The 21,562-nt window shown below is 69.2% G+C and carries 21 protein-coding genes; 14 read left to right on the forward strand and 7 right to left on the reverse strand.

The window, feature by feature from the left end; genetic code table 11:
* The first annotated feature begins 151 nt into the window (after positions 1-151).
* Entirely contained in the window at positions 152-469 is a 318-nt protein-coding gene (locus tag ACZ38L_RS03440; protein ID WP_465688787.1) for a hypothetical protein, read from the forward strand.
* Between the two features lie 399 nt (positions 470-868).
* A complete protein-coding gene (locus ACZ38L_RS03445; protein ID WP_465688789.1) occupies positions 869-2,074 on the forward strand; it encodes a PP2C family protein-serine/threonine phosphatase in 1,206 nt (401 codons plus the stop codon).
* A gap of 249 nt (positions 2,075-2,323) precedes the next feature.
* Here ACZ38L_RS03445 and ACZ38L_RS03450 read toward each other — a convergent pair whose 3' ends face one another.
* A complete protein-coding gene (locus ACZ38L_RS03450) occupies positions 2,324-2,488 on the reverse strand; it encodes a hypothetical protein (protein ID WP_465688791.1) in 165 nt (54 codons plus the stop codon).
* Positions 2,489-3,543: 1,055 nt separating this feature from the next.
* On the opposite strand from ACZ38L_RS03450, the gene ACZ38L_RS03455 reads away from it, so the two are divergent.
* The 3 genes from ACZ38L_RS03455 to ACZ38L_RS03465 all read left to right on the forward strand — a co-directional run bounded on the left by ACZ38L_RS03455 (position 3,544) and on the right by ACZ38L_RS03465 (position 7,963).
* Positions 3,544-3,828, forward strand: coding sequence for a hypothetical protein (locus ACZ38L_RS03455; RefSeq protein WP_465688793.1), 285 nt, complete (start codon positions 3,544-3,546; stop codon positions 3,826-3,828).
* Positions 3,810-4,223, forward strand: coding sequence for a PIN domain-containing protein (locus tag ACZ38L_RS03460; RefSeq protein ID WP_465688795.1), 414 nt, complete (start codon positions 3,810-3,812; stop codon positions 4,221-4,223). The genes ACZ38L_RS03455 and ACZ38L_RS03460 overlap by 19 nt, the downstream gene beginning before the upstream one ends.
* Positions 4,224-5,206: 983 nt before the next feature.
* Entirely contained in the window at positions 5,207-7,963 is a 2,757-nt protein-coding gene (locus tag ACZ38L_RS03465) for a SpoIIE family protein phosphatase (protein ID WP_465688797.1), read from the forward strand.
* Between the two features lie 459 nt (positions 7,964-8,422).
* Here the strand turns inward: ACZ38L_RS03465 and ACZ38L_RS03470 are convergent, their stop codons facing one another.
* From ACZ38L_RS03470 to ACZ38L_RS03480, 3 genes are all read right to left on the reverse strand, one after another.
* Complete coding sequence (locus ACZ38L_RS03470; protein ID WP_465688799.1) at positions 8,423-10,180, reverse strand: DUF6895 family protein; 1,758 nt, start codon at positions 10,178-10,180, stop codon at positions 8,423-8,425.
* Positions 10,181-10,270: 90 nt separating this feature from the next.
* Positions 10,271-10,399: a hypothetical protein gene (locus ACZ38L_RS03475; RefSeq protein ID WP_465688801.1), complete on the reverse strand. Its 129-nt coding sequence runs from the start codon at positions 10,397-10,399 to the stop codon at positions 10,271-10,273.
* Positions 10,400-10,692: 293 nt separating this feature from the next.
* On the reverse strand, positions 10,693-11,382 hold the full coding sequence (locus ACZ38L_RS03480) for a pentapeptide repeat-containing protein (RefSeq protein ID WP_465688802.1): 690 nt from the start codon (positions 11,380-11,382) through the stop codon (positions 10,693-10,695).
* Positions 11,383-11,430: 48 nt separating this feature from the next.
* Between ACZ38L_RS03480 and tnpC the strand changes: the two genes are divergently transcribed.
* A complete protein-coding gene (gene tnpC, locus ACZ38L_RS03485; protein WP_465688804.1) occupies positions 11,431-12,327 on the forward strand; it encodes an IS66 family transposase in 897 nt (298 codons plus the stop codon).
* A 524-nt stretch (positions 12,328-12,851) separates the two neighbouring features.
* Here the strand turns inward: tnpC and phoU are convergent.
* Positions 12,852-13,532 carry a phosphate signaling complex protein PhoU gene (gene phoU / locus ACZ38L_RS03490; protein WP_465688806.1) on the reverse strand — a complete coding sequence of 227 codons (681 nt, stop codon included), beginning with the start codon at positions 13,530-13,532 and terminating at the stop codon, positions 12,852-12,854.
* Positions 13,533-14,210: 678 nt separating this feature from the next.
* Here phoU and ACZ38L_RS03495 point away from each other — a divergent pair.
* Positions 14,211-14,765: a hypothetical protein gene (locus tag ACZ38L_RS03495; protein ID WP_465688808.1), complete on the forward strand. Its 555-nt coding sequence runs from the start codon at positions 14,211-14,213 to the stop codon at positions 14,763-14,765.
* Positions 14,766-14,836: 71 nt separating this feature from the next.
* On the opposite strand, the gene ACZ38L_RS03500 is transcribed toward ACZ38L_RS03495, so the two are convergent.
* Together ACZ38L_RS03500 and ACZ38L_RS03505 are read right to left on the reverse strand one after the other, a co-directional pair.
* Positions 14,837-15,592 carry a glycosyltransferase family 2 protein gene (locus ACZ38L_RS03500; RefSeq protein ID WP_465688810.1) on the reverse strand — a complete coding sequence of 252 codons (756 nt, stop codon included), beginning with the start codon at positions 15,590-15,592 and terminating at the stop codon, positions 14,837-14,839.
* A gap of 2 nt (positions 15,593-15,594) precedes the next feature.
* A complete protein-coding gene (locus tag ACZ38L_RS03505) occupies positions 15,595-16,383 on the reverse strand; it encodes a GntR family transcriptional regulator (protein WP_465689099.1) in 789 nt (262 codons plus the stop codon).
* Between the two features lie 555 nt (positions 16,384-16,938).
* Here ACZ38L_RS03505 and ACZ38L_RS03510 point away from each other — a divergent pair.
* From ACZ38L_RS03510 to ACZ38L_RS03540, 7 genes are all read left to right on the forward strand, one after another.
* On the forward strand, positions 16,939-17,226 hold the full coding sequence (locus ACZ38L_RS03510) for a hypothetical protein (RefSeq protein WP_465688812.1): 288 nt from the start codon (positions 16,939-16,941) through the stop codon (positions 17,224-17,226).
* A complete protein-coding gene (locus ACZ38L_RS03515) occupies positions 17,223-17,357 on the forward strand; it encodes a hypothetical protein (RefSeq protein WP_465688814.1) in 135 nt (44 codons plus the stop codon). The genes ACZ38L_RS03510 and ACZ38L_RS03515 overlap by 4 nt, the downstream gene beginning before the upstream one ends.
* Positions 17,357-17,635 (forward strand): hypothetical protein, encoded by a 279-nt coding sequence (locus ACZ38L_RS03520; protein WP_465688816.1) that lies wholly within the window; start codon positions 17,357-17,359, stop codon positions 17,633-17,635. Before ACZ38L_RS03515 ends, ACZ38L_RS03520 begins: the two co-directional genes overlap by 1 nt.
* The gene (locus tag ACZ38L_RS03525; RefSeq protein WP_465688818.1) at positions 17,632-18,573 is read left to right on the forward strand and encodes a DUF2637 domain-containing protein; all 942 of its coding nucleotides are present in this window, start codon (positions 17,632-17,634) and stop codon (positions 18,571-18,573) included. The genes ACZ38L_RS03520 and ACZ38L_RS03525 overlap by 4 nt, the downstream gene beginning before the upstream one ends.
* On the forward strand, positions 18,570-18,911 hold the full coding sequence (locus tag ACZ38L_RS03530; RefSeq protein WP_465688820.1) for a hypothetical protein: 342 nt from the start codon (positions 18,570-18,572) through the stop codon (positions 18,909-18,911). Before ACZ38L_RS03525 ends, ACZ38L_RS03530 begins: the two co-directional genes overlap by 4 nt.
* 44 nt (positions 18,912-18,955) lie before the next feature.
* Positions 18,956-19,270 carry an RRQRL motif-containing zinc-binding protein gene (locus tag ACZ38L_RS03535; RefSeq protein WP_465689101.1) on the forward strand — a complete coding sequence of 105 codons (315 nt, stop codon included), beginning with the start codon at positions 18,956-18,958 and terminating at the stop codon, positions 19,268-19,270.
* Between the two features lie 229 nt (positions 19,271-19,499).
* The gene (locus tag ACZ38L_RS03540) at positions 19,500-21,548 is read left to right on the forward strand and encodes a cell division protein FtsK (RefSeq protein ID WP_465689103.1); all 2,049 of its coding nucleotides are present in this window, start codon (positions 19,500-19,502) and stop codon (positions 21,546-21,548) included.
* Positions 21,549-21,562: the final 14 nt, after the last annotated feature.

The raw sequence follows: 21,562 nt of genomic DNA on the forward strand, positions 1-21,562 counted from the left end.
ACAGCAGAGCTTCAACGGGCTCTGGTTGCGATAGTGCTCACCTGCTGGCGGCTACGGACCGTAGTCTCTCCTACCGCCCGATGGGTCCCATTAGGATGCTGGCGCTGTCGTCCACACAACAGGACCCTGATGAGACTCGGGAGCCCAAGGCGTGACCGACACCCGACTCAGGCTTGAGCAACTCCTGGCCCGTTTGTGCGGCGGCTCGATCACTGCGAAGGACTACGTGGGCTACTTCCTGAACGAGTACGGCGAGGAGCTCGTCTTCGCCCGGCGCCGAGGCGAGAAGACGGCACGGCTCCGGCACAGTGACACGGACTGGCAGATGTTCCGCGTCGGCGACACCTCGATACGAGTCGGCCAGGTCATGGACGGGGTGATCACCGTCGACGGCCTGATCATCAACCAACCAGAGGCGACCTGGCTGTCCTCCTGTCTGGCCGCCTCCCGCCACCTACGCCAACGGTGACCACGAAACGCCGAGGGCCGGGCCGCACGAAGCGGTCCGGCCCTCGGGTGAAGGCGGGGATACGAGATTCGAGCGCGTGAGGGGTTGCCCCAACACGCTTTCCAACTGTTCGTCCGACTGTCCGACGATGTTCACGGGCGTCCTGACCTGCGGCGGAGCGTCCTGTCACCTGGACTCTGAACGACGATGGACGGAGGTGAATGCAACCGAAACTGCAACCACGACAGGGCTGTGCTCAACCCGGCCCGAGGTTCGTGCCGGCGGGCGGCCCGTGAGGAGGAACGTGACCGGGGCGCGATGCACCGCCGTCGGGCGTAATGGAAGGAGCTGCCCTGGCGAACCGCACCAGGGTGCCGGTGCCGAGCGCCTGCGACGGGAGTGTGACGGCGGTGAGCAAGGATGAGTGGTGAGCGGCCGTCCGCCGCAGGGGAACCCGAGCGGTCGGAGGGGTGCGGCGAACGCCTGCTGGGGTCTCTACTGGACCAGGCCCATGAGCTGCCGCCCCAGCTGATCGCTCCGCTGGTCGCCGACGCGGTGCGCAGGTTCGGCGGCCGTGACCCGGTGCTCCTGCTGCAGGACTACGGCCAACTGGTGCTGGTGCCGCTGCCGGGGCGGGGGCTGGCCGCCGGGGAGCCCGTGCCGATCGGCGGCTCCCCAGCGGGTGCGGCCTTTCAGCGTGGTGTCCCCGTCGAGGAATCGCAGGCCGACGGGGTGCGGGTGTACCTGCCGTTGCTGGACGGCGGCGACGAGGCCGGGGTGCTGGCCCTCACACTGGATGCCGTCGACGACGACCGCCGGCTGCTGCTGCGGCGCTTCGCCGACCTGGTCGCCGATCTGCTGATCACCAAGAGCGGCTACACCGACAGGATCTTCCAGGCCCGGCGCCTCGAACCGATGGGCGTGGCCGCCGAGATCCAGTGGTCGCTGCTGCCACCGCTCTCGATGACCGTCCCCCGGGTCGCCGTGGCCGGCATCCTCGAACCCGCCTACCAGGTGGCCGGCGACAGCTTCGACTACGCGCTCAACGACGACCTCCTGCACGTGGCCACGATCGACGCCATGGGCCACGGGCTGGACGCCGCCACCATGGCGACCGTCGCGATCGGCGCGTACCGGCACGCTCGACGTGCCGACATCGGACTGGCCGAGATCTACGCGTTCATGGACCGGGCCATCGCCGAGCAGTTCGGGCCCGATCACTTCGTCACCGCGCAGATGATGCGGCTGGACACGGTGACCGGCCACCTGCAGTGGGTCAATGCCGGCCACCCCGCACCACTGCTGATCCGCGACCACGTCGTCGTCGAGCGGCTGGAGAGCGCCACCACCCTGCCGGTCGGGTTCGGCGGCGAGCAGCCGGTGATCAGCGAGCGGGCGCTGCGGCACGGCGACCGGGTCCTGTGCTTCACCGACGGCCTGGTCGAGGAGCGCGAGGCGGGAGGGGAGCAGTTCGGGGAGGAACAGCTCATCGACTGGGTCAACCGCGTCGAGCGTTCGAAGGCCGGGGTGCGGGCCGTGGTGCGCACGCTGTCCCACGTCCTGAAGGAGAAGCGGGGCGGGCGCACGAGCGACGACGCCACCCTGTTCCTGATCGAGTGGCGCTGAGGGCCGTTGGAGCTGCAGTACGAGGACGGCGCGGACGGCGTCACCTTCGAGTACGACCTGCATCCGAGCGGCGCGCTGCGCGTCCTGCGGGTGTTCGAGGACACGCCGCACCGGGTGGAGACGTGCTTCGGCCGCGGAGCGTGGCTCCAGGTTGCGGGTACCCAACCTGCGAAGCGGCTCCGAGTACTGACGGCGAACCGGACGCCCCCGGTGGCGGTTGTCCGCTTGCTCAGTGGTTCGCGGACCGGCTCAGCGTTTCCCGGACCGTCCGCGCCGGAAGCGGAGGGCGGAGAAGGCCAGCGCGACGATCAGTACGGCGATGCCGATGAACAGCAGGTAGAGCAGGCCTTTGACGACGACGCCGACCAGCCCGAGCGCGATCGCCACGATGATCAGGAAGAGTACGAGTGCCACTTCGGTCTCCTTCAAGGTCTGTCCCGGGCCGGCGGGCCCGGGGGTGGGGGCCGAGGCCGTACCGAGCGCATAGGCGGATATGCCGGGAGGCAAACCTGACGGCCGGTGCTGTTGGCGAGCCGCAAACCGAGCCCGTGAGCCGCAGGCCGGGCCTGAGTGCGCCGAAACCGAGTGGTCACGCAAGTGACACCCGCCCCGGCCTGCCTGCCCGCACGCCGTCGGGCGCCGTGGAGAGCCGCACGGTGGATTTGGGGGGTGGTCGGCGTCGTCACGCGATCGAGGACCGCAGTCATGAGCAGTGCCCTGTCCCCGAACCCGACCGGGGCCGGGACCGGGACCGGGACAGCCGTTCCCGGAGACGACGCCAGTGTCCGCTCAGCCACGCCCGTAACGGACCGCCTGGTCGGCGAACTCCTGAGCCATCTCCGCGGAAACGGTCGGACGGGTGCGGTGGATGGCGTCCAGATAGTCCTGAGTGCTGGGTTGGGTCCGCTTCCTCGGCGGGAGTGAAGCCCTCGCTGGCCTCGGCTTCGGGAGGGGAAGAGGTCGACGGACGGCCAGCCGAGCCGCCCGGCCACGGCCTTGGCGAACGCAGCACCAGGCGGTCTGGCCCGTCATCGACGACGACGGCTACATCCTCGGCGTGCTCACCGCGGACCGCGCCACCGACCTTCTCGCCGCCACCCCGACTCCGTGAAACCGCCGCTGCTCTCCGCTGCTCGGTGACGGGCTGACCGAGACCGGAACTGCGACCACGACACGACGAAGGCCCCGACCGGAACTTGAGTTCTAGCTAGGGATCGTTGCAACACCCCAGCTGGGCAGAGGCGGAGGATGCGAGACTCGAACTCGTGAGGGGTTACCCCCAACACGCTTTCCCACTGTTCGTCCGGCTGGCCGGTGAAGTCCGCAGAGGTCCTGACCTGCGGTGAAGTGGGCCGCTGTCTCGGCTCCGGACGTGGCCGGACGGGGGTGAACGCAACCAGAACTGCAACCTCGCCAACCGGACGTTCAGGCCGGCCGCGCTATTCCTACTTCTTTGATAATCTGGCTCCATGACTGAGATGCCCTACAGCATCGGCGAGGGGCCGGCCATCAGGGTCAGCCTCTCGCTGCCCGAAGGTACGGCTGAGGCGATCCGGCGACGAGTGGGCAAGCGCGAGTTCTCGGCCTTCGTTGCCGCGGCCGTCGAGCGGGAACTGCGTGGCCAGATCCTGGACGAGTACCTTGCCGACTACGAGCGTCGGCAGGGGCCGATCTCGGCGGCGGAGCAGGACCGGGCCCGTCAGGTCTTCGACGAGGTGTTCGCCGAGGAGGGCGGATGGCCCGTCGCAAGCTGAGTCATGAGGGCACCTTGGTGCTGGACTCCGAGGGCCTCTCCAAGCTGCTCAGTGATCACGAGCCTGCCGTCGCGACGGTCGCCGAGGCCCGGAAGCGGGGCATGGAGGTGGTGATCAGTGCTCTGACCATCATCGAAGCCGTGCGCAGCCGCACCGATCAGGCGCGTCTGCGGTGGATCCTGTCGGGGCTGCGGATTGTGCCGGTTGGTGACGAGGAGGCGCGGACCGCTTCGGCGATGCTGATCGGTGCGGGCCTGCACGGCCAGAAGTACGCGATCGACGTGGCAGTGGCCGAGATGGCGCTGCGGCAGCAGCGACCGGTCGTCCTGCTGACGTCGGACATCGACGACATGACCAAGCTCTGCGGTGATCGCGTGCGGCTTGTGGCTGTCTGACGGATGAGCATGGGGGTTGGCGGCGGCGCTCCATCGAACAGCAGTTCACAGATTGCCGCTTTCCAGATGCAGACTCCGGCGAGGTGCAGCCGGAGGATGTTCATGTGGACGCGGTGCGGACCGGGCGCTGACGAGGTCGGCCATGTGGGGACTCGGGGTAAACGGGAGGGGGTAGCTCTTGCGGCCACCACGTTCCCGGGCCTCCTGCTGGGCCGAGTGCGTGCGGTTTTGGAGAGGGCCGCCGAGGTGGTGTGCGCCTGGCGCCAGCTTCGCCAGGCCCTCCGACCGCCGGTCGTGCGCGTCGCCGGCGGGGCATCCGCGTCAGGGCCGGGCCCGGACGTTGCCACCTCCGGCGAGCCTGACGAAGGGTCGATGAACGACGACGGCCCGGACCGCTGAGCGGTCCGGGTCATCTGCCGGCGGAGGATACGAGATTCGAACTCGTGAGGGGTTGCCCCCAACACGCTTCCCAATTCTCCCGAACGCTGTCCGGGGGCGTTCACGTACGTTCTGACCTGCGGTTTTCTAGTCGCTGGGTTGGTGATTGAACCTGCCTGAACGGCGGTGAATGAGACCAAGACTGAGACCACGCGCGGAGCCGGCGGTCGGGGTTCGAGTACGGCAGCGGCACCGGAACGTGCAGCGGAAGGGCTCAGCTGGGCTGGATTGTTTCGGAGACCCACGCCGCGGTAGTGACTTGCCGTAGCTACGAAGAGGGCACGGCCGACACTTACGTGAAAGATGATCGATCAGGCTGCGCCGGTCGCGTCGAGGGTGCATGTATCAGCAGCCTCCTTCGAGATCGGTCCGCTCGCCCGCATCCCGCCACCACCGGGGCGTCCCCGGCGATGTTCCCACCGCAGCCTCCGGGGCGCCAAGCTGCCCGGCGGTCTGCCGGGCCCGCCGATGGGTTCTCGCGTGCGCGTCTTCGGGCGGGGTGGCAGCGTGGGAGGGGAAGACCCAGATGCACGGGGACGGCCCGGATGCACACATGGAGCCATGCCCCTGAGGGCAAGGCGCAGGGCGGACCGGAGGAACACCGGTCCGCGTGGGGTCGGCTGCGCTCACGGCTGCGGGTGCGTAGTGTCGCCGGGCAGGTGTTCCTGTGGCTGCTGGTCGTGGTGGTGCTGCTGGTCGCCGCGGCGCTGACGGCGCTCATCCTGCAGGCCCGCAGCTACGCCACGCGTGATGCCGAGCACCGCACGCGCGCCGCGGCCGTCACCTTGGCGCACTATCCCGGGATGGCGGCTGCACTGGACAGCGCCAATCCGACCGCGGTGCTGCAGCCGCTGGCCCTGGACGTACAGAGGAGCGGCGGCTTCGACTACATCGTGATTTTCCGCCCCGACGGGATCCGCTACGCCCAGACCGCCCATCCCGAGCTGATCGGAAAGCACGTCTACGGCGACTACCAGGACGCCCTGAAGGGCCCGTACACCGTGACCGAGAACATACCGCTGGGCCCCGACGTGGACACCACCGCGTCGATCACCAGGCCGGACGGTTCGGTCGCTGGGTTCCTCTCGGTGGGCTACTACGTCAAGGACACGGGCGTAGCGGTGAGCCGGCAGCTGCCGGTCCTGTTCAGTGGCGCGGCGGCCGCGCTCGCCGTGGGTACGGGTGGGGCGGCGCTGGTGCGGCGGCGGTTGAGCCGCCAGACGCGCGGCCTGGGTCCGGCCGAGATGACCCGGATGTACGAGCACCACGACGCGGTGTTGCACGCGGTCCGCGAGGGCGTGCTGATCGTCGGTGGGGACGGGCGGGTCGTGCTGGCGAACGACGAGGCCCGGCGGTTGCTGGACCTGCCGCCCGAGGTGGAGGGGCGACCGGTCACCGACCTGGGGCTCGATCCCGGGCTGGCCGAGCTGCTGGCGTCCGAGGGGAACGTCACCGACGAGGTGCACCTGGCCGAAGACCGGCTGCTCGCCGTCAGTAGCCGCCCGACCGCGCCGTTCGGCGGCGGGACCGGCAGCGTCGCGACTATCCGGGACACCACCGAGCTGCGGGCACTGGCCGGGCAGGCCGAGGCCGCCCGGACCCGGCTGCAGCTGCTCTACGACGCGGGGCTGCGGGTCGGCACCGCCCTGGACGTGGTGCGGACCGCCCAGGAGCTGGCCGACGTGGCGGTTCCCCGGTTCGCGGACTTCGCCACGGTCGAGCTGGCCGAGCCGGTGCTGCGCGGTGACGAGCCGCTCCCGGATGCGGGCACCGCGCAGGGGCCGCGGATCCGCCGCGTGGCCGCCGGCGGTATCAGCGAGGACCGGCCGTTCTACCCCGTGGGCTCGCTGATCAGCCCGCTGCCCGGCACACCGGAGGAGAGCGCCCTGGAGACCGGGCGCGCCGCGCTCACCGCCGATCTGCACCAGGCGTACGCCTGGCGGGCGCGCGACCCGCAGGTCGCCGACCGCATCCTCGCGTACGGGATCCACTCGCTGATCTCCACTCCCCTGAAGGCGCGCGGCCTGACCCTGGGCGTGGTCAACTTCTGGCGCGCGGAGCAGTCCGAACCGTTCGGGGAGGAGGACGTCTCCTTCGCCGAGGAACTGGTCGCCCGCGCCGCGATCACCGTCGACAACGCCCGCCGCTACACCCGCGAACACCGGATGGCCGAGACACTGCAGCGCAGCCTGCTGCCCCGCGGCCTGCCCGAGCAGAGCGCCCTGGAGGCGGCCTACCGCTACCTGCCGGCGCAGCACGGAGTCGGCGGGGACTGGTTCGACGTCATCCCGCTGCCCGGCTTCCGCGTGGCACTGGTCGTCGGCGACGTGGTCGGCCACGGCCTGCACGCCGCCGCCACCATGGGCCGACTGCGCACCGCCGTGCTCAACTTCTCCGCCCTCGACCTGCCACCCGACGAACTGCTCGCCCGGCTCGACGAACTGATCGCCCGGCTCGACCAAGGCGGGGCCCCCCAGGACGACGAGACGGCCAGTGTCACGGGCGCCACCTGCCTGTACGCGATCTACGACCCGGTCTCCGGACACTGCACCATGGCACGGGCGGGTCACCCACCGCCCGCACTGGTACACATCGACGGCAGCGTGGAGTACGTCGATCTACCCGCCGGCCCGCCGCTCGGAGTGGGCGGCCTGCCCTTCGAAAGCGCCGAACTCAGGCTGGCACCCGGCACCGCGCTGGTGCTCTACACCGACGGGCTGGTCGAGTCCCGCGACCGCGACCTGGAGAACGGGCTCGCCGCCCTGCGCGCCGCGCTGGCCGGCACCCAGAGCGACGGATCCGCGGAGGAGACCTGCCGGGCGGTGTTCGACGCGCTGGTCCCACCACACCCGAGCGACGACATCGCACTCCTCATCGCCCGCACCCGCCTGTTCGAGCCCGACCAGGTGGCCACCTGGGACGTACCGTACGAGACTGCCGCCGTGTCCCGCATCCGGAACGAATGCGTCGCCCAGCTGGGGGCCTGGGGGCTGGAGGAGCTGACCTTCACCGCCGAGCTGGTCCTCAGCGAACTGATCACCAACGCCATCCGCCACGGCGCCGAGCCGATCCGGGTGCGCATGCTGCGCGACCGCAGCCTGGTCTGCGAGGTCTCCGACGGCAACAGCACCGCCCCGCACCTGCGCTATGCCGCCACCACGGACGAGGGCGGCCGGGGCCTGTTCCTGGTGGCTCAGCTGACCGACCGTTGGGGGACCAGGTACACGGCCCGCGGCAAGGTCATCTGGGCGGAGCAACCCCTGACCGCACCCGCGCACCAGTTTGAGGCGATGTTGCTGTAGGGCCGCTTACTTGCTGCTCCTGTTCCAGCTGTCCCAGGTCGGACGGGGCCGCTGCGGACCACACTCCTCGGCCGTGCCAAGTGGCGGAGTGGACGGTCCTGCCACGGCTGGGCTGTTCCAGGGCTGAGGCGCGGTCGTCGAGCTTTTCGGCTATCCGGATGGCGGTGGCGCGGAAGCCGAGGTCGATCGCCTGGACCGCGAGACCACGCAGGGCGGTGGCGGCCAGTTCCGCGTCGCCAGAGGCCAGGCGGAAGGGCGTAGTTCTGCTGGGCGGCGTGCTGGTTGCCCTCGTCCTGGCCATCCAGCCGGCGAGGTGGATGAGCTGGGCGGTGGCGGCGAAATAGCTCGCGGCAGACCGCTTCTGTCCAGGTGCCCTCCAGCCAGGGGGCGACGTCGTCGTGGAGGTAACGGACGGCGAGGCCGCGCGGGCCGGGCTCCAGCACCACGCCAGGCCGGCTGTCACCGGCCTTCGTTATCTCCGGTCTCGCAGGTGTGGAGGCGTGACAAGGCGGTGACGCAGCTTTGGGTCCAGATACGCTGTGCTGTCGCGCGCTCATGGTGACCGTCGCGCGCCGGGTAGCCGAAGGCACCGGTGGGGTGTTGCTGGTGGAGCAGGAAGTCGACCGCGTCGCGGGTGATCCTGTGATCGGCCCAGCCGAGGAATGCCAGGCCCTGGAGGAGCGCGGCGACTTCTTCGAGCCGGTAGCCCTGGGAGGCGGCCGGCAGCGCGGCCGCGAACTGCTCTGCGACGGGATACCAGACGGATGCGTCGCGGCCGAGACGACTCGGATCGTTGTCGGCATACTGCGCCAGGGCTGTGGCGGTGACCGCGGGTACGTGGTGCTCGGCCAGCAGGCCCACGGGATCCGTGGAAGCGAGGAGGGGGATCGCCTGTTGCGCGGTGAGCCAGCCCAGGTCCCTCAGCCGGACGACTCCGCCGGCGGCGGCCGTGGGAATCTCGGTGAGGCCGGTGAGTGCTGCCGCCGTGTCCGCCAAGAACCGGTCGAGCGAGTCGCATGTCAGACCACAGGCCGACAGGCCCCGCGCACACTCGACAACCGCATCGACGCCCTGTCGGCTCCACGGGGCATTGTCGGCACGTTGCACCAGTCTCTTGAGAGCCAGAGAGGCGAGTCGCGGCTCCCCGAGCGAGCGTGCGCCTCGGGCGGCCGCGCCCGTTGCCGGAACCGCGTCGTCGAAGGGCGCCTTGCCCGCGGCGTCGGTCAGCCAGACAGTGGCGCGTCGGAGCGCGTCTTCGAGTCGCCCGTCGCCGGTGGACCGGGCGCGTGGCGGGCGCGGCTGCTGGACGATGGCCGCGTCGCGGGCGAGGTGCCCGGCCAGCGCCGCGACGATCGTGGTGTGGTAGCCGGTGGCCCACTCACGGTGTTCCGCGTCGCCGCTTTCGAGTTCCGCCGGAAGAATTCCTTCCGGTCCGGCGACACGCCCGCTGGGCTCTTGTACGGCGGCGAGAAACGCCCAGGCGCGTTCCATCTCGGACGAGTCACGGATCCCCAGGCACAGCAGTGAGCACAGCAGTTCGGCGACGAGGTCGGCGTTCTCCTTACGGCGGCAAAGGAGGCTTAGTGCCTCGAGTAGTTCGACGGCCCGAGAGAGTGCGAAGCCGGGCGGCCACCGCGGAATACGCCGGCCGAAATCGGTGGCGTAGAACACCGTATGTGTGATCGCGTAGATGTCGCTGTCGCGCAGCTTCAGTGTCGAAGGATCCGCGCAGAGCAAGGAGAACTGCAGTACGGCGCTGTCCGTCGGCATGCCGTGATCGATTCCGGCCAACTCCAACGTGTGCAGTAGATCCAGCTGCCGAAAGGGGACGCGCTCGAAGCAGGCCGCATAGCGCCCGGCGACGGCCTGCCTGATGATGCGCTCGAATTCGCTGTCGCGCTGTCCGCACAGCCGCTGTGACGCGTAGGTGCCCGCGTACAGCAGTAGGGCGCGCTCGTCGCGTGCGACAAGCTCACGGTATGAGGCGCGGGCTGCTACTGCGGTGACCTGGTCGAACAGCGCCTGATAGTCGCCGTCGGCGGCAAAGGGCTCGGACTCCGCGCGGGCGCGGAGTCCGACCAGCAGCGCGACCTCGACCAGCGCCTTGCGGGTGAACAGCACGCGCCCCTTCTCGGCGGCATCAGGGTCGAAACGGGCGCGATGCGCGGCCAGCCAGGAAATCGCCCCGCGTTCCACCGTTCGCCAGATGTCAGCCACAACGCACCCCCACGGAGTGAATGCTGCCCAGCCCTGACCGCGTGTTTTCTCGCGTGTAGCGCGGGCGCCCCCGCGCTGCACGCTCCGGGACTAGGCCGGCGAGGCGTCCTCGGTCACGGACGGCACCACGAGCACGTACTTGTCCCAGGCCAGCACATAGCCGGAGATTTCTCCGAGCGTGGTGGTCGCACTGACCAGCTGCTGGAGGGTCGTGTCCATATTTATCAGCCCGCTGCTCTGGAGGAAACTGAGAGCGGCCCGTGCGTCGACAGACGGGCAATTGGTCATGGCGAACCTCCACCGAGAGGATGTTCTCCTGCGATTCCTATCGCAGGCGTGCAATTCCTGATTGTGGAGACGGTCCCAGCAAGTGTCATCAGTCGATACGCGAAATCACCCGAACGGAGCAGTCCTCATACGATACTTTCGCTGGCATGCCGACCCCGACCGGACCCGTCGAGTGCCACGGCCACAGCCCGTCCCCGGCAATATCGGCAGCAGTGGGAAGAACTCTATCGGCCGTCGTCGAGTGTGTCCCCGTACGTAACATCCAGCTCGGCCATCAGGGCCTCGGCGAGCTCGGCCTGCTGCGGGCGGTCGATGACGACCTTGGCCAGCTGCGCGACGCCGCGCAGGGCGGTGAGGTCGTCGCCGCGCAGGTCCAGGCCCTGGTACTTGCCGCGTCCGAACTCGGTGAGCCGGAGGGTGCAGGCGTCGATGACGGCCTTGCCCAGGTCGCAGTTGGTGAAGGCGGCCTCGGTCAGGGTGCACTTGGAGAAGGCGACCGGGCCGGTGGCGCGTACGCCGTCGAAGGTCGTGTAGTCGAGCCTGCAGTTCTCGAACAAGACGTTGTCGAGGGCCGGGCCCGTGAGGGCCGCGCCCATGAGCTTGCAGCTGCGGAAGGCGACGCGGGAGAGCTTGCTCTCGCTCCAGTCGGCCGCGCCGAGGTCGCTGCCGTCGAAGTCGACGGAGTCCAGGCGCATCCCGCTGAACTGGACGCGCGCGGCGCGCAGGCCGGTGATGCGGCCGGTGATGAGCCGGGTGTCGGCCAGGTGGAGGTCGCGCAGGTCGGCGTCGGCGTACTGGAAGTCCTGGACGATGCCCCGGCCGCTCTCCAGGGAGGTGACGTTGGACAGGGAGATGCCCACCTCGTTGAGGTTGGGCATGGTCACGGTCACGCGGCCGAAGGTGCGGCTGTCCATGGTCAGGGCTCCGTTCGCTGTTCGGACCGGGCGGCCCGCGCGCTGCGTGTGAGTCGCCCGGCGGGTGGTGCTCCAGTTGCTCGCCGATGTTCTCGGCGCCGGCGTGACCACCGCGACCTCCTGGGCTGGTCCGGGCAGGCCGCCGAGGCGGTCGCGCCACACACCGAGGCCGTGCGCCGACAGCTGATCGAGTGCGAGGTGGTCGGCTTCGACGAAACCGGTACCCGGATCGCCGGGCGTACCTGCTGGGTGCACACCGCCTGCACCCGCTCGCTGACGCTCTACCAGATCCACACGAAGCGCGGTGTGCAGGCGTTCGACGCGCTGGGTGTCCTGCCGCACTTCACCGGCGTCGCGGTCCACGACGACTGGAAGCCCTATAAGACCTACGCCGACGCGATCCACGTTCTGTGCAACGCCCACCACCTGCGCGAACTGACCGCCATCGTGGAGAACGCGCCCGCGGATCGCCCCGAGACCCGGGCCGGCGACCTCGCCGGGCTGCTGGTGAACACCTGGGACGAGATCAAGACCGTCCAGGACGCGCATCCGCACGCCACCGCGTTCACCGTGTACGCCCTCGAACGCCTCGCCGCCCGCTATGAGGAGATCATCGCGGCCGGACGGACCCTGCACCCGCCCCGCGCCCCCGGCGACCCACGACGCAAACGCTCGAAGGCCGCTAATCTGCTCGACCGCCTCGACGCGGAACGCGACCAAGTGCTGCGGTTCGCCTTCGACTGGCGGGTGCCCTTCGACAACAACACCAGCGAGCAGGCCATCCGGATGGCCAAGATCCAGCAGAGGATCACCGGCGGCTGGCGCACGACACTCGGCGCCGAGCGCTTCTTCGCCGTGCGCGGCTACCTGTCCACCGCCGCCAAACAGGGCCGCAACCTACTCGACGCCATCACCCGAGGCCCCTGGATCCCCACCCCGACCTAACCACCAAACCAGTCACAGGGAGCCTTCTACCCGCTCGCGCAAAGGGTCGGCCAGTGGACTGAGAGCGACCCCGGAGCACTCCTGGACCACATTCGTCGGACCTGCTCACCCACGCGGGCGGACGCCTCGGCGACGATGCCGCTGCCATCGCCACCCACCGCAAGCCCGCCCTGGAGGCCAGCCATCGCCTGAGGAATCTCATCCACGCCAATGGCCTTCACGACTGAGCCTGGCGTGGACGGCCCCGAAGGTAGTCCTGTTCAACGGGCCACTGGCCGTGCCGCCATCCCCTCCCGGGCCGAGGTGGTGGGCGCCTGGCGGTGCTCGCCGACCATCATCGCAAGGGCGGCGCACTCCAACTCGGCGCCACCAGCCTTCTCCGAACGGCTCTTTGACCCCGTTCAGCATCGTCCTCCGATCCTATGAGCGGCGCATGCCGACGCGATGGTCACGGTATGAGACGGGCTAAACACTGTAAAGAACCAGAGAAACTGTTCACTGTCGGTCCTGTGGCGAACCGCCGGTCACGGGTGGTCCGGGCGGGCCAGGTCAGGGGGCAGGTCGCCGGCCCTCTCCCCGGTGGCGAGGTAGACCACACGTTCGGCGACGCGGACGGCGTGGTCGGCGAAGCGCTCATAGAAGCGGCCGGCCAGGGTGACATCGACCGCGCTCTCCACGCCGTGCTGCCACCGCCCGTCGATCAGGTGCTGGAAGAGCGCACGGTGCAGATCGTCCATCCGGTCATCGGCGCTCCCCAGCGCCAGCGCCTGCTGGACGTCACGAGTGACGATGATGTCGGCGGCCTCCGCCATCAGGTGCTGCGCGAGGCGTCCCATCTCCAGGATCGCGGCGCGCAGCTCGCCGGGGACCGCCGGTTCCGGGTAGCGCCGGCGGGCCAGTTCGGCAACGTGACGCGCCAGGTCGCCGGCGCGCTCCAGGTCGGCACTGCTCTGCAGCGCCGTCACCACGGCGCGCAGGTCGGTGGCGACCGGCTGTTGGCGGACCAGTACGCTGATTGCGCGCTCGTCCAGGTCGCGCCGCAGGGCCTCAAGCTTCGCGTCGGTGGCGATCACGCCTTCGGCGAGTTGCAGGTCCACGTCCAGCAGCGCGGTGGTGGCCCGGCCCATGGCGGAGGCTGCGAATCGGACCATCTCCAGCAGGCCGTCGTCGATCGCGGCGAGTTCCAGCCGGTAGTCGCGGCGCATCACGCTCTCCCTCGCAGGTGCACTGCCCTTTGATTCTGCTGTCCCAAGGCATACACACCAGGATGCCTACTCCGGGGCCCTATCGACCGCAGCAGGAGTCCCACTGGACCCAGGTGGCTGGCATTCTCCCGTCGGCCGTGGGTCGGCATGCGACAGCTGTGGAAGTCAGACTCCGCGGCGGCCGTGTCGGCTGGGAGAGCTGCTGCCAGCACCCAGAGTTACGAAGTCGGCATCTTGTCTCGTCGCCGCGCAGAGGTCCATGCCCTGCCCCGAGGCGGGTCCCTTCGAGGGTGGGGCGCGGCGGCCGGAGAGCCGCCGCTGAGGCCCAAAAAACAACTGAGACCAAAACTGAGACCACGGGACGACGAAGGCCCCGACCGCTGGGCGGTCGGGGCCTTCGTTATGGCTGATCAGCCATGGCGGAGGATACGAGATTCGAACTCGTGAGGGGTTGCCCCCAACACGCTTTCCAACTCTGCCTGTCGGAATCCGCCTGTGTCCGCCCCTGTTCACGCTGGGGTCGGGAGCACTCAGGTGCGGCGGTTCGGACGGCAACGGACACGGGCGGATGAGACTACAGATGAGACTGCGTTCTTCCCCGTAGACGCTGGTCACCCCTATGCTCACACCGCATTCTGGCCGACGGTGGCCGGAGACTCGGTGGGGAGGCGGGTGCGAGTGGACACCATCACTCAGGTGGTGACGATCGCTGCCGTGCTCTTGGGGTCGTTAACGACGTATGTCACGAACCACCTCATGGAGCGGAGCAACCGGCGGGAGACTCGGCGAGTCCGGTGGGATGAGAAGAAGCTTGACGCCTACGCCGAGTACATCGGCAGGGTTCGGGCGGTGATTCACGCGAACGTCCTCCTCTATGAGGTCCGCCACGGTCTGCGGACGATGCCGCGCACTGAGCATGACCTGACGATGGACCTTACCGAAGCGGGTGGCGCCCAAGGGATCGCGTTCGAGCGCGTGATGCTCCTGGCCGGGGATTCGGTGGTCGACGCCGCTCACGCCGTACAAGAGGCGACGGCCGCGATCGGCTGGCAGGCCCGCGGTATCGTCGATGGCACTTTGCCGGAGTGGCGCGGGTTGAACAGCGAGGCTTTCCGGGCCATCAACGCGTTTCACCAGTGCGCTCGGGCAGACCTTGGGGTAAGCGGCAGGTTCGAGGGGGAGCAGCACACGGCGCGCGGCCTGCTCCTTCCCGGGAGTCGGTCTGGCGAGTAGCAACGCTAAGCGGCCCCGGTGGCGAGGACAGGAGACCTGCCCTTGCCCCGGGGCCGCTGTGATTTCTGCCGTTAGGGGTTGATGCGCCAGTCGGCAAGCCCGGCGAGAGCCTTTGCCCTTGCCTCAATGACGGCCATTCGCGCCGTCCACTCGCCCTGCTGGACATGCGCGGCCTGGCTGGTGCTCTGGCCAGGCCACTTGCGGTAGAGAAGCCCTGTATCCGCCGTAAACCAGCCGCGACTTACCGCATCGAGTGCCATGAGCAGCCCGGTGTCCTCAGAGGCAGGCAAAGCCATCCAGCCCCCCAGTGCCAGCAAGAGGTCACGGCGAACGAACAGTGTTGCGGGGTGGACCTGCGCTCGGTAGTTGTGCGCCGTCCAATGGTCGAGCACAGCCCCTCGCTCGATCTGCCCCTCAGGCGGATCCTGGTCAAAACCGACCGTGGAGCCGTCCGGCAGCAGGTCAAGCACACGAGACGTTGCCCAACTGACGTCGGGGTGCTCAGTGAGAGCAGCAAGATCACGCGCCAGCGTGCCCGGTGTCAGCATGTCGTCCGCATCGAGGACTTTGATGAACTGGCCCTTGGCTCGGGAGAGCGCCAGGGTGCGAGCAACTCCGGCGCGGCCGTGACGGCCCTGCCCAAAGCTGACTCGCTCATCATCAGGAAGGTAGGGAGCGACGGAGTCGGACTCACCGTCCTCCTGAACGATCCACTCCCATTCCCACCCGTCAGGCAGTTCTTGCTCAAGCAACGACTTGTAGGCGTCAGGCAGCCACAGAGCTGAGGGGCCGTGTACTGCGGTGATGACGGAAATGACGTTGGCCATGCTCACCACTTCTCCAGGGGGGTTGTGAACAGCATCTCTGTCCGGTCACCCGGCAGCGTGATTTCCGCGACCTCTACCACTCGCCCGGTGGTGTCGAACAGGGTCTTGCACACGAGGAGCACCGACACACCGGCCCTGATGCCGAGTTCCTCAGCCTCATCGGCCGTAGGTGGCCGAGCTGTCACTCGCTCTTCGATCCGAGCGACCTCAATGCCGATGCTGTCGAACTGGTTCTGAGTCCCGCCAGGCCATGGCTCCATGGTCTCGTCCAGCAGAGCGGGGTTCGCCGCGACCATGCTGTGTACAAGGTAGGAGTGCGTGAGGTTGAACGGCGCATCCTCCTCCCGGTACCTGGTCCGATAGACCCGCTCCAGAAGCAACGTCCCCTCCGGGACATCGAGAAGCCTGGCCAGCCGGCCATCAGCTGGCCGCTCTAGGTACTGGGCGCTGAACACGAGGTCTGACACGGTCAGCCCGGTGTCGTGCTCCGTGGCACCGGTTTGCTCACGCTCAACCAAGGGAGCGCGCGCTCGATCCTTCTCCCACTGGTGGCGCAGGTTCGTCCGCTCGACTTTCCGGCGCGGCCGGCGGACGAAGTTCCCTCGTCCCTGTTCCTTCTCGATGAGCCCCTCGGCGACCAGAACGCCGATGGCTGAGCGGATCGTGGGGAGGCTCACCCTGTACTCCGTCGTGAGTGCCGGAGTCTCTGAGGGCAGTTGAGCCCCGGGGCCCCACTCACCACCTTGGATGCGCGCCCGCAGGTCGTCGGCAATCTTCTCGTACTTGGCCATTTCGGACTTCACTGCCCTTCCTCGGGAGTCCTCATCAGCTTAGGTCCTCATTAGGAGTTGACGCGACCCCTGACGGTCCCTCATAGTCATGGCAGGTCCTAATGAGGAGCTGAGGACCTGAGGACAGGTCATCCTAATGACCTTTATTCTCACGCCCTCAGCCGCCTGTGACCTGCGCAAATGCGCCGGAGGGTCGGGGTGATGCCCGCCCGAAGGAAGTGGCTGTTCCTTGAGAACTCAACAGTGAGTGACTGATGACGGGGACTGTCCCGTCCCCTTGACGGCTGGGTGAAGGCCGTCCTGTTGGCGCCAGGCAGTGAGGATGGCGCGCCGCGTGACGGACGCGGGCTCAGGCTGCGGTTGGCAACCCTGGCCGGGGGCGAAGTCCGTTGGTTCCTTTGGTCCTCGATCCGCGCTGGTCTGTGGCGGGTCGGGGCCCATGGCTACTCGTGACATGACGAGTGGTCCGGCCCGAGGTCGGGGCCGTCGCGCCATGCTTGGCGGCTGCGCGACGACCCCTTCGGGCCACACCCCTTCTAACCAGAGGTGAGACCCGTGAAGTCGATTGTTGCAGCCCAGCAGCCGGTGACGGCGCTGGAACTCATCGAGCTGGCGCTCGGTGTGGACGCGGACCCGCTCGGCGCGCTGTTCGGTGGCGTGGCCGGCGAGTCCGAGGAGGAGTGGGCGGCGCGTACGGACGCGGCGCGGGACATCCTGGCCGACTTGGCCGTGGAGGACCCGGAGCTGGCCGCGTTCGCGGCCAAGCTGCTGGTCACCGCCCCGGTTCGTCTGCACCGTCCCCGTTCGGGGCGGCGGCCGGTGTGGTCGGAGATGGCGGCGTGAGCGCGCAGACGCGCGAGGAGATCGCGCGGGCTGTCGCTGCCGCTGAGGAGGCCAGGAAGGAGGCAGCCGCTGCGGCGGAAGCCGCTCGTACCGCCCGTGAGAACGCCGCCGCACTGAAGGCGGTGGCGTGATGGGGCGGATCAGGGAAGCGGTCGACCGGGCCGTGATCTCGTATTGCACGGACGGGCACGGCGCCCCGGCGGCCGACCGCCGTACGGCAACCGGGGCGGGCATGCTTGCTTCGACCGCGCACGACAGCGGCCACCCGGTGGCGGCGGCCGTGCTCTCCGGTCTGGGAGCGGCCGTGATAGCGGCCGACGCCATGATCGGGCACCCCGAACCGCCGGAGGGCGGCTACGCCACCTTCACCACCGACGGCGACAAGCCGCGCCGGGGGTGGTTCCGGTGAGCCGATGGGCGAAGACCGGGATGGTGTCCGGTCTGCTGACGGTGGTCGTCCTGGCGTTCCGGGTGTCGTGGGGTGCGCTGCATGACGTGGGTCGCGCGATCGGGATGGACTCGACCGGCGCGACGGTCTACCCGCTCGTGGTGGATGGTCTGGTCGTGCTGGCGTTGGTGTCGGCGCTGGTGCTGGTCGGCCGGGACCGTCGGTTCGCGCTGCGGGTGCTGGGCGGGTACACGGTCGCGTCGCTGGTGCTCAACTACGTGCACGGCCTGGTCCCGGCGCTGCACCACCCGGGGCGGACGCAGTTGGCCGACTGGGCACCGGCGAACTGGGCACTGGTCCTGCTCGCCAGCAGCCTGCCGGTCGGGTCCATCTTCTTCGGGTCGGACCTGGTGGCGAAGGTCCTCCATCACAAGCCCGAAACCACGCAAAACAACCAGACCATGACGAATCGGTCGGGGTCTGACCTGTCCGTTTCCACCAACCCGGACGGCACGAGTCCGCTGTACGTGTCGGCCGACCAGGCGCCCCCTATCGAGCCGTCGGCCGAACCGCCCGTGGTCGCGGAACCGGTGCGACTGACCAAGCCGACCGCTCCGGCCGCGTCTCGGGCGCGTCGGGCGACCGGCAGCGTGCCGACGTCAGCTCGCAGCACCCGACCGACCCGCACCCCCGAGGAACTGCTGACCGAGGCCCGGACGGCTACCGCCGACTGGCCCGACGACCAGCTGACCGCCGACCGGATCCGGCTGGCGGTGCGCACGTCGGCCGCCAAGGGCCGCACCCTGCGCGACGCGCTCAAGGCCGAGCGCGCTGCCGAGCCCGAGCGGCCCGCACTGCACGCCGTGCCCGCCACCGGCGCGGCCGACACCGACCAGCCGGCCGCCGAAAGTGACGCGACCACGGAAACCACCAACTCCTCTGAGGAGAAGGCATCATGACCACCGAAATCCGCACCGCGCACACCCAGCTCGATGCTGCCCGGGCGGTGCTGGCACTGCTCACCGAGCGCCCTGACCTGCCCGCCAACCACATCGCCTTCCGCCAGTTCCGGCAGGTCGGCGGGGCAAGGCTGATTTGGGGGCTGCGGGTGTCCGTGCACCAGCCGCTGCACGACTTCGAGCAGTGGCGCGAGGCACTGGGCATCAACCCGGACGCCCTCACCGGCGACGACAACGCCGGCACCGGCTGGATGGAGGCCACCAGCGAGTACAGCGGCCTGCCCGTCGAGCTGATCGGCTACTACGACGTTCCCGACGACGACACCGCCCCCGAGTGAGCCGCCCCCGATTCTGGGACCCCGACGGGTCCCGGCACGGCGGCATGCCCACCTACCCGTGGCACATGGCACCCGCTCATCTGCTGACCAAGCGTCAGCTTCGGGCGAGGGGCCTGCGCCCCGGCGGACAGGACGTCGCCGCACAAATCGTCTGGCGCTCCCGCAAGACCAAGACCGGCCCCCGGGCCGCGTACCTGTACCGGCTCGACCTGGCCAAGCCGGTCCGGGCGATGACCCCGGCCAGATGTGCGGCCCTGGCCGCCGCGAACCGGGCCCGCCGCACCTGCCCGACCTGTGGCTTGGACCGCGGCTATGTCCTCCCTGCCCGCTACGGCACGTGCGTGCCGTGCGCAGCCTGATCCACAACGAGCCCCGGGACGGCCGCCCAGCTTGGCGGCATGACGGCCACCCCGGGTCCCTACCTGCTGTGAGGAAGGAACGTCAGTGAACCACGAGGAGTACAGCCCGGAGGAGTTGCCGGGCTCGATCGAGGACAGCACGGAGACTGGGAGTGGCGCGGAGGTGCTGCCGTTCCCGGTCCGCCTCACCAAGACCCCGCCGCCGGCCGACGCCATCCCGGCGGCGGAGATGGAAGAGGACGAGGAGGAGCCGGACGGCCCGCCGGTCGGGCCGGTGACGGCGGATCCGCCGAACCTGCCGCGCCCGGGTGTGACGACGGAGAAGCGTCGCCCGATCATCCCCGGCTGGATGCGTGACCGTTCGGACTTCCTGGCCACCGCCACCCACACCGCATCCCGTGCGGGCTATGCGTCGGCGTTCCACGCGGTGCGCCTGCCCTACTACGGCGCCCGCCTGGCCACCACCGCCCCGCGTGGCGCGGTGCGCTTCGCCCAGGCCACGAACCGGTGGATGTGGGACCTGGAAGCCGCGCCGCTTCGCTCGGCGGCGGTGCTGGCGGAGAACGCGGGCGAGTACATGACGCTGACCCGGATGCGGGACCGCAAGGTGCGCCTGCGGACCCTGGTGTCCGTCGTCGGCTCGGTGTTCGGGATCGGCCTGGCCGTGACCCTGTACGTGATGGCGCCGGGCTGGCTGCTCGCGTTCGCCAGTGCTGCGGTGCTGGCCTTGGGCTACCGGGGGCAAGAGCCGGACAAGCCCATCATCGGACCTGCCGTGGTCCGCACCGAACTGGAGAAGCTGACCACCTCGATCGTGCTGCGCGCGCTCGGAGCGATCGGCAACGACAAAATCAACCGGGCCCTGGCCAAAGGCGGAGAGGGCATCAAGTTCACCTCCGAGATCACCCGCGACGGCCCCGGCTACCGGGCAGATGTGGACCTGCCCTACGGGGCGACAGTCGAGGACATCATGGAGAAGCGCAAGGCCCTTGCTTCGGGCTTGCGCCGCAAGCTCGGCTGTGTGTGGCCGGCCCCCGACCCCGACGAGCACGAAGGTCGTCTGATCCTGTGGGTGGGGGACCGGCCGATGAACGAGACCGCCAAGCCCGCCTGGCCGCTGGCCAAGGAAGGGCAGGTGGACCTGTTCAAGCCGGTCGTCTTCGGCAATGACCAGCGGATGCGCTGGGTCGAAGTCACCCTGATGTTCGCCTCCGTCGTCGTCGGGTCGATCCCCCGCATGGGCAAGACGTTCCTGATGCGCCTGTTCCTGCTCATCGCCGCCCTCGACCCGCGGGCAGAGCTGTACGGGTTCGACTTCAAGGGCACCGGCGACTTCAGTGCCCTCGAACCGGTCTGCCACCGCTACCGGGCCGGGGACGAGGACGAAGACGTCGAGTACTGCCTGAACTCCCTGCGGGAGCTGAAGTTGGAGCTGCGCAGGCGGGCGAAGGTCATCAAGTCCCTGCCGCGCACCCTGTGCCCGGAGAACAAGGTCACCCCGGCCCTGGCCAGTGACAAGCGCTACGGGCTCCACCCGGTCGTGGTCGGCCTGGACGAGTGCCAGGTGGCCTTCGAGCACGAGAAGTACGGCCCGGAGATCGAAGAGATCTGCACCGACATCACCAAGCGCGGCCCGGCGCTGGGCATCGTGGGCATGTTCGGCACCCAGCGGCCGGACGCCAAGTCCCTGCCCACCGGGATCAGCGCCAACGCCGTGCTGCGGTTCTGCCTCAAGGTCATGGGACAGCCGGCCAATGACATGGTGCTCGGCACCTCCATGTACAAGGCAGGGATCCGGGCGACCATGTTCTCCCGCTCGGACAAGGGCGTTGCGTGGATGGCCGGTGAGGGGGATGACCCGCGCATCGTGTGCGGCGCGTTCGTGGACGCCCCCGCCGCCGAAGCCATCGTGGCCAGGGCCCGCGCCATGCGCGAGGAGTACGGCAACATGACCGGCCACGCCATCGGCCTGGGCCCCACCGCCGACACCGGGCCCGCCTACGACCTGCTCGCCGACATCCTCACCGTCGTCCCCGTGGACGAGGAGAAGGTGTGGAACGAGAAGATCGCCGCCCGCCTGGCCGACCTGCGCCCCGACGTCTACACGGGCTGGAAGGCCGAGACGGTCACGACCAACCTCAAGCCCTTCGGCATCACCGTCCAAGACGTCTGGGGCACCCCGGCCGGCGGCGGCAAGGGCACCACCCGGCGCGGCATCGCCCGCGCCGACATCACCGCCGCACACACGGAGCGTAAGCGAAACCAGGCCGGGAACTGACCCCGCCGGGTGCT

Source organism: Kitasatospora sp. NPDC024654, from assembly GCF_055559155.1.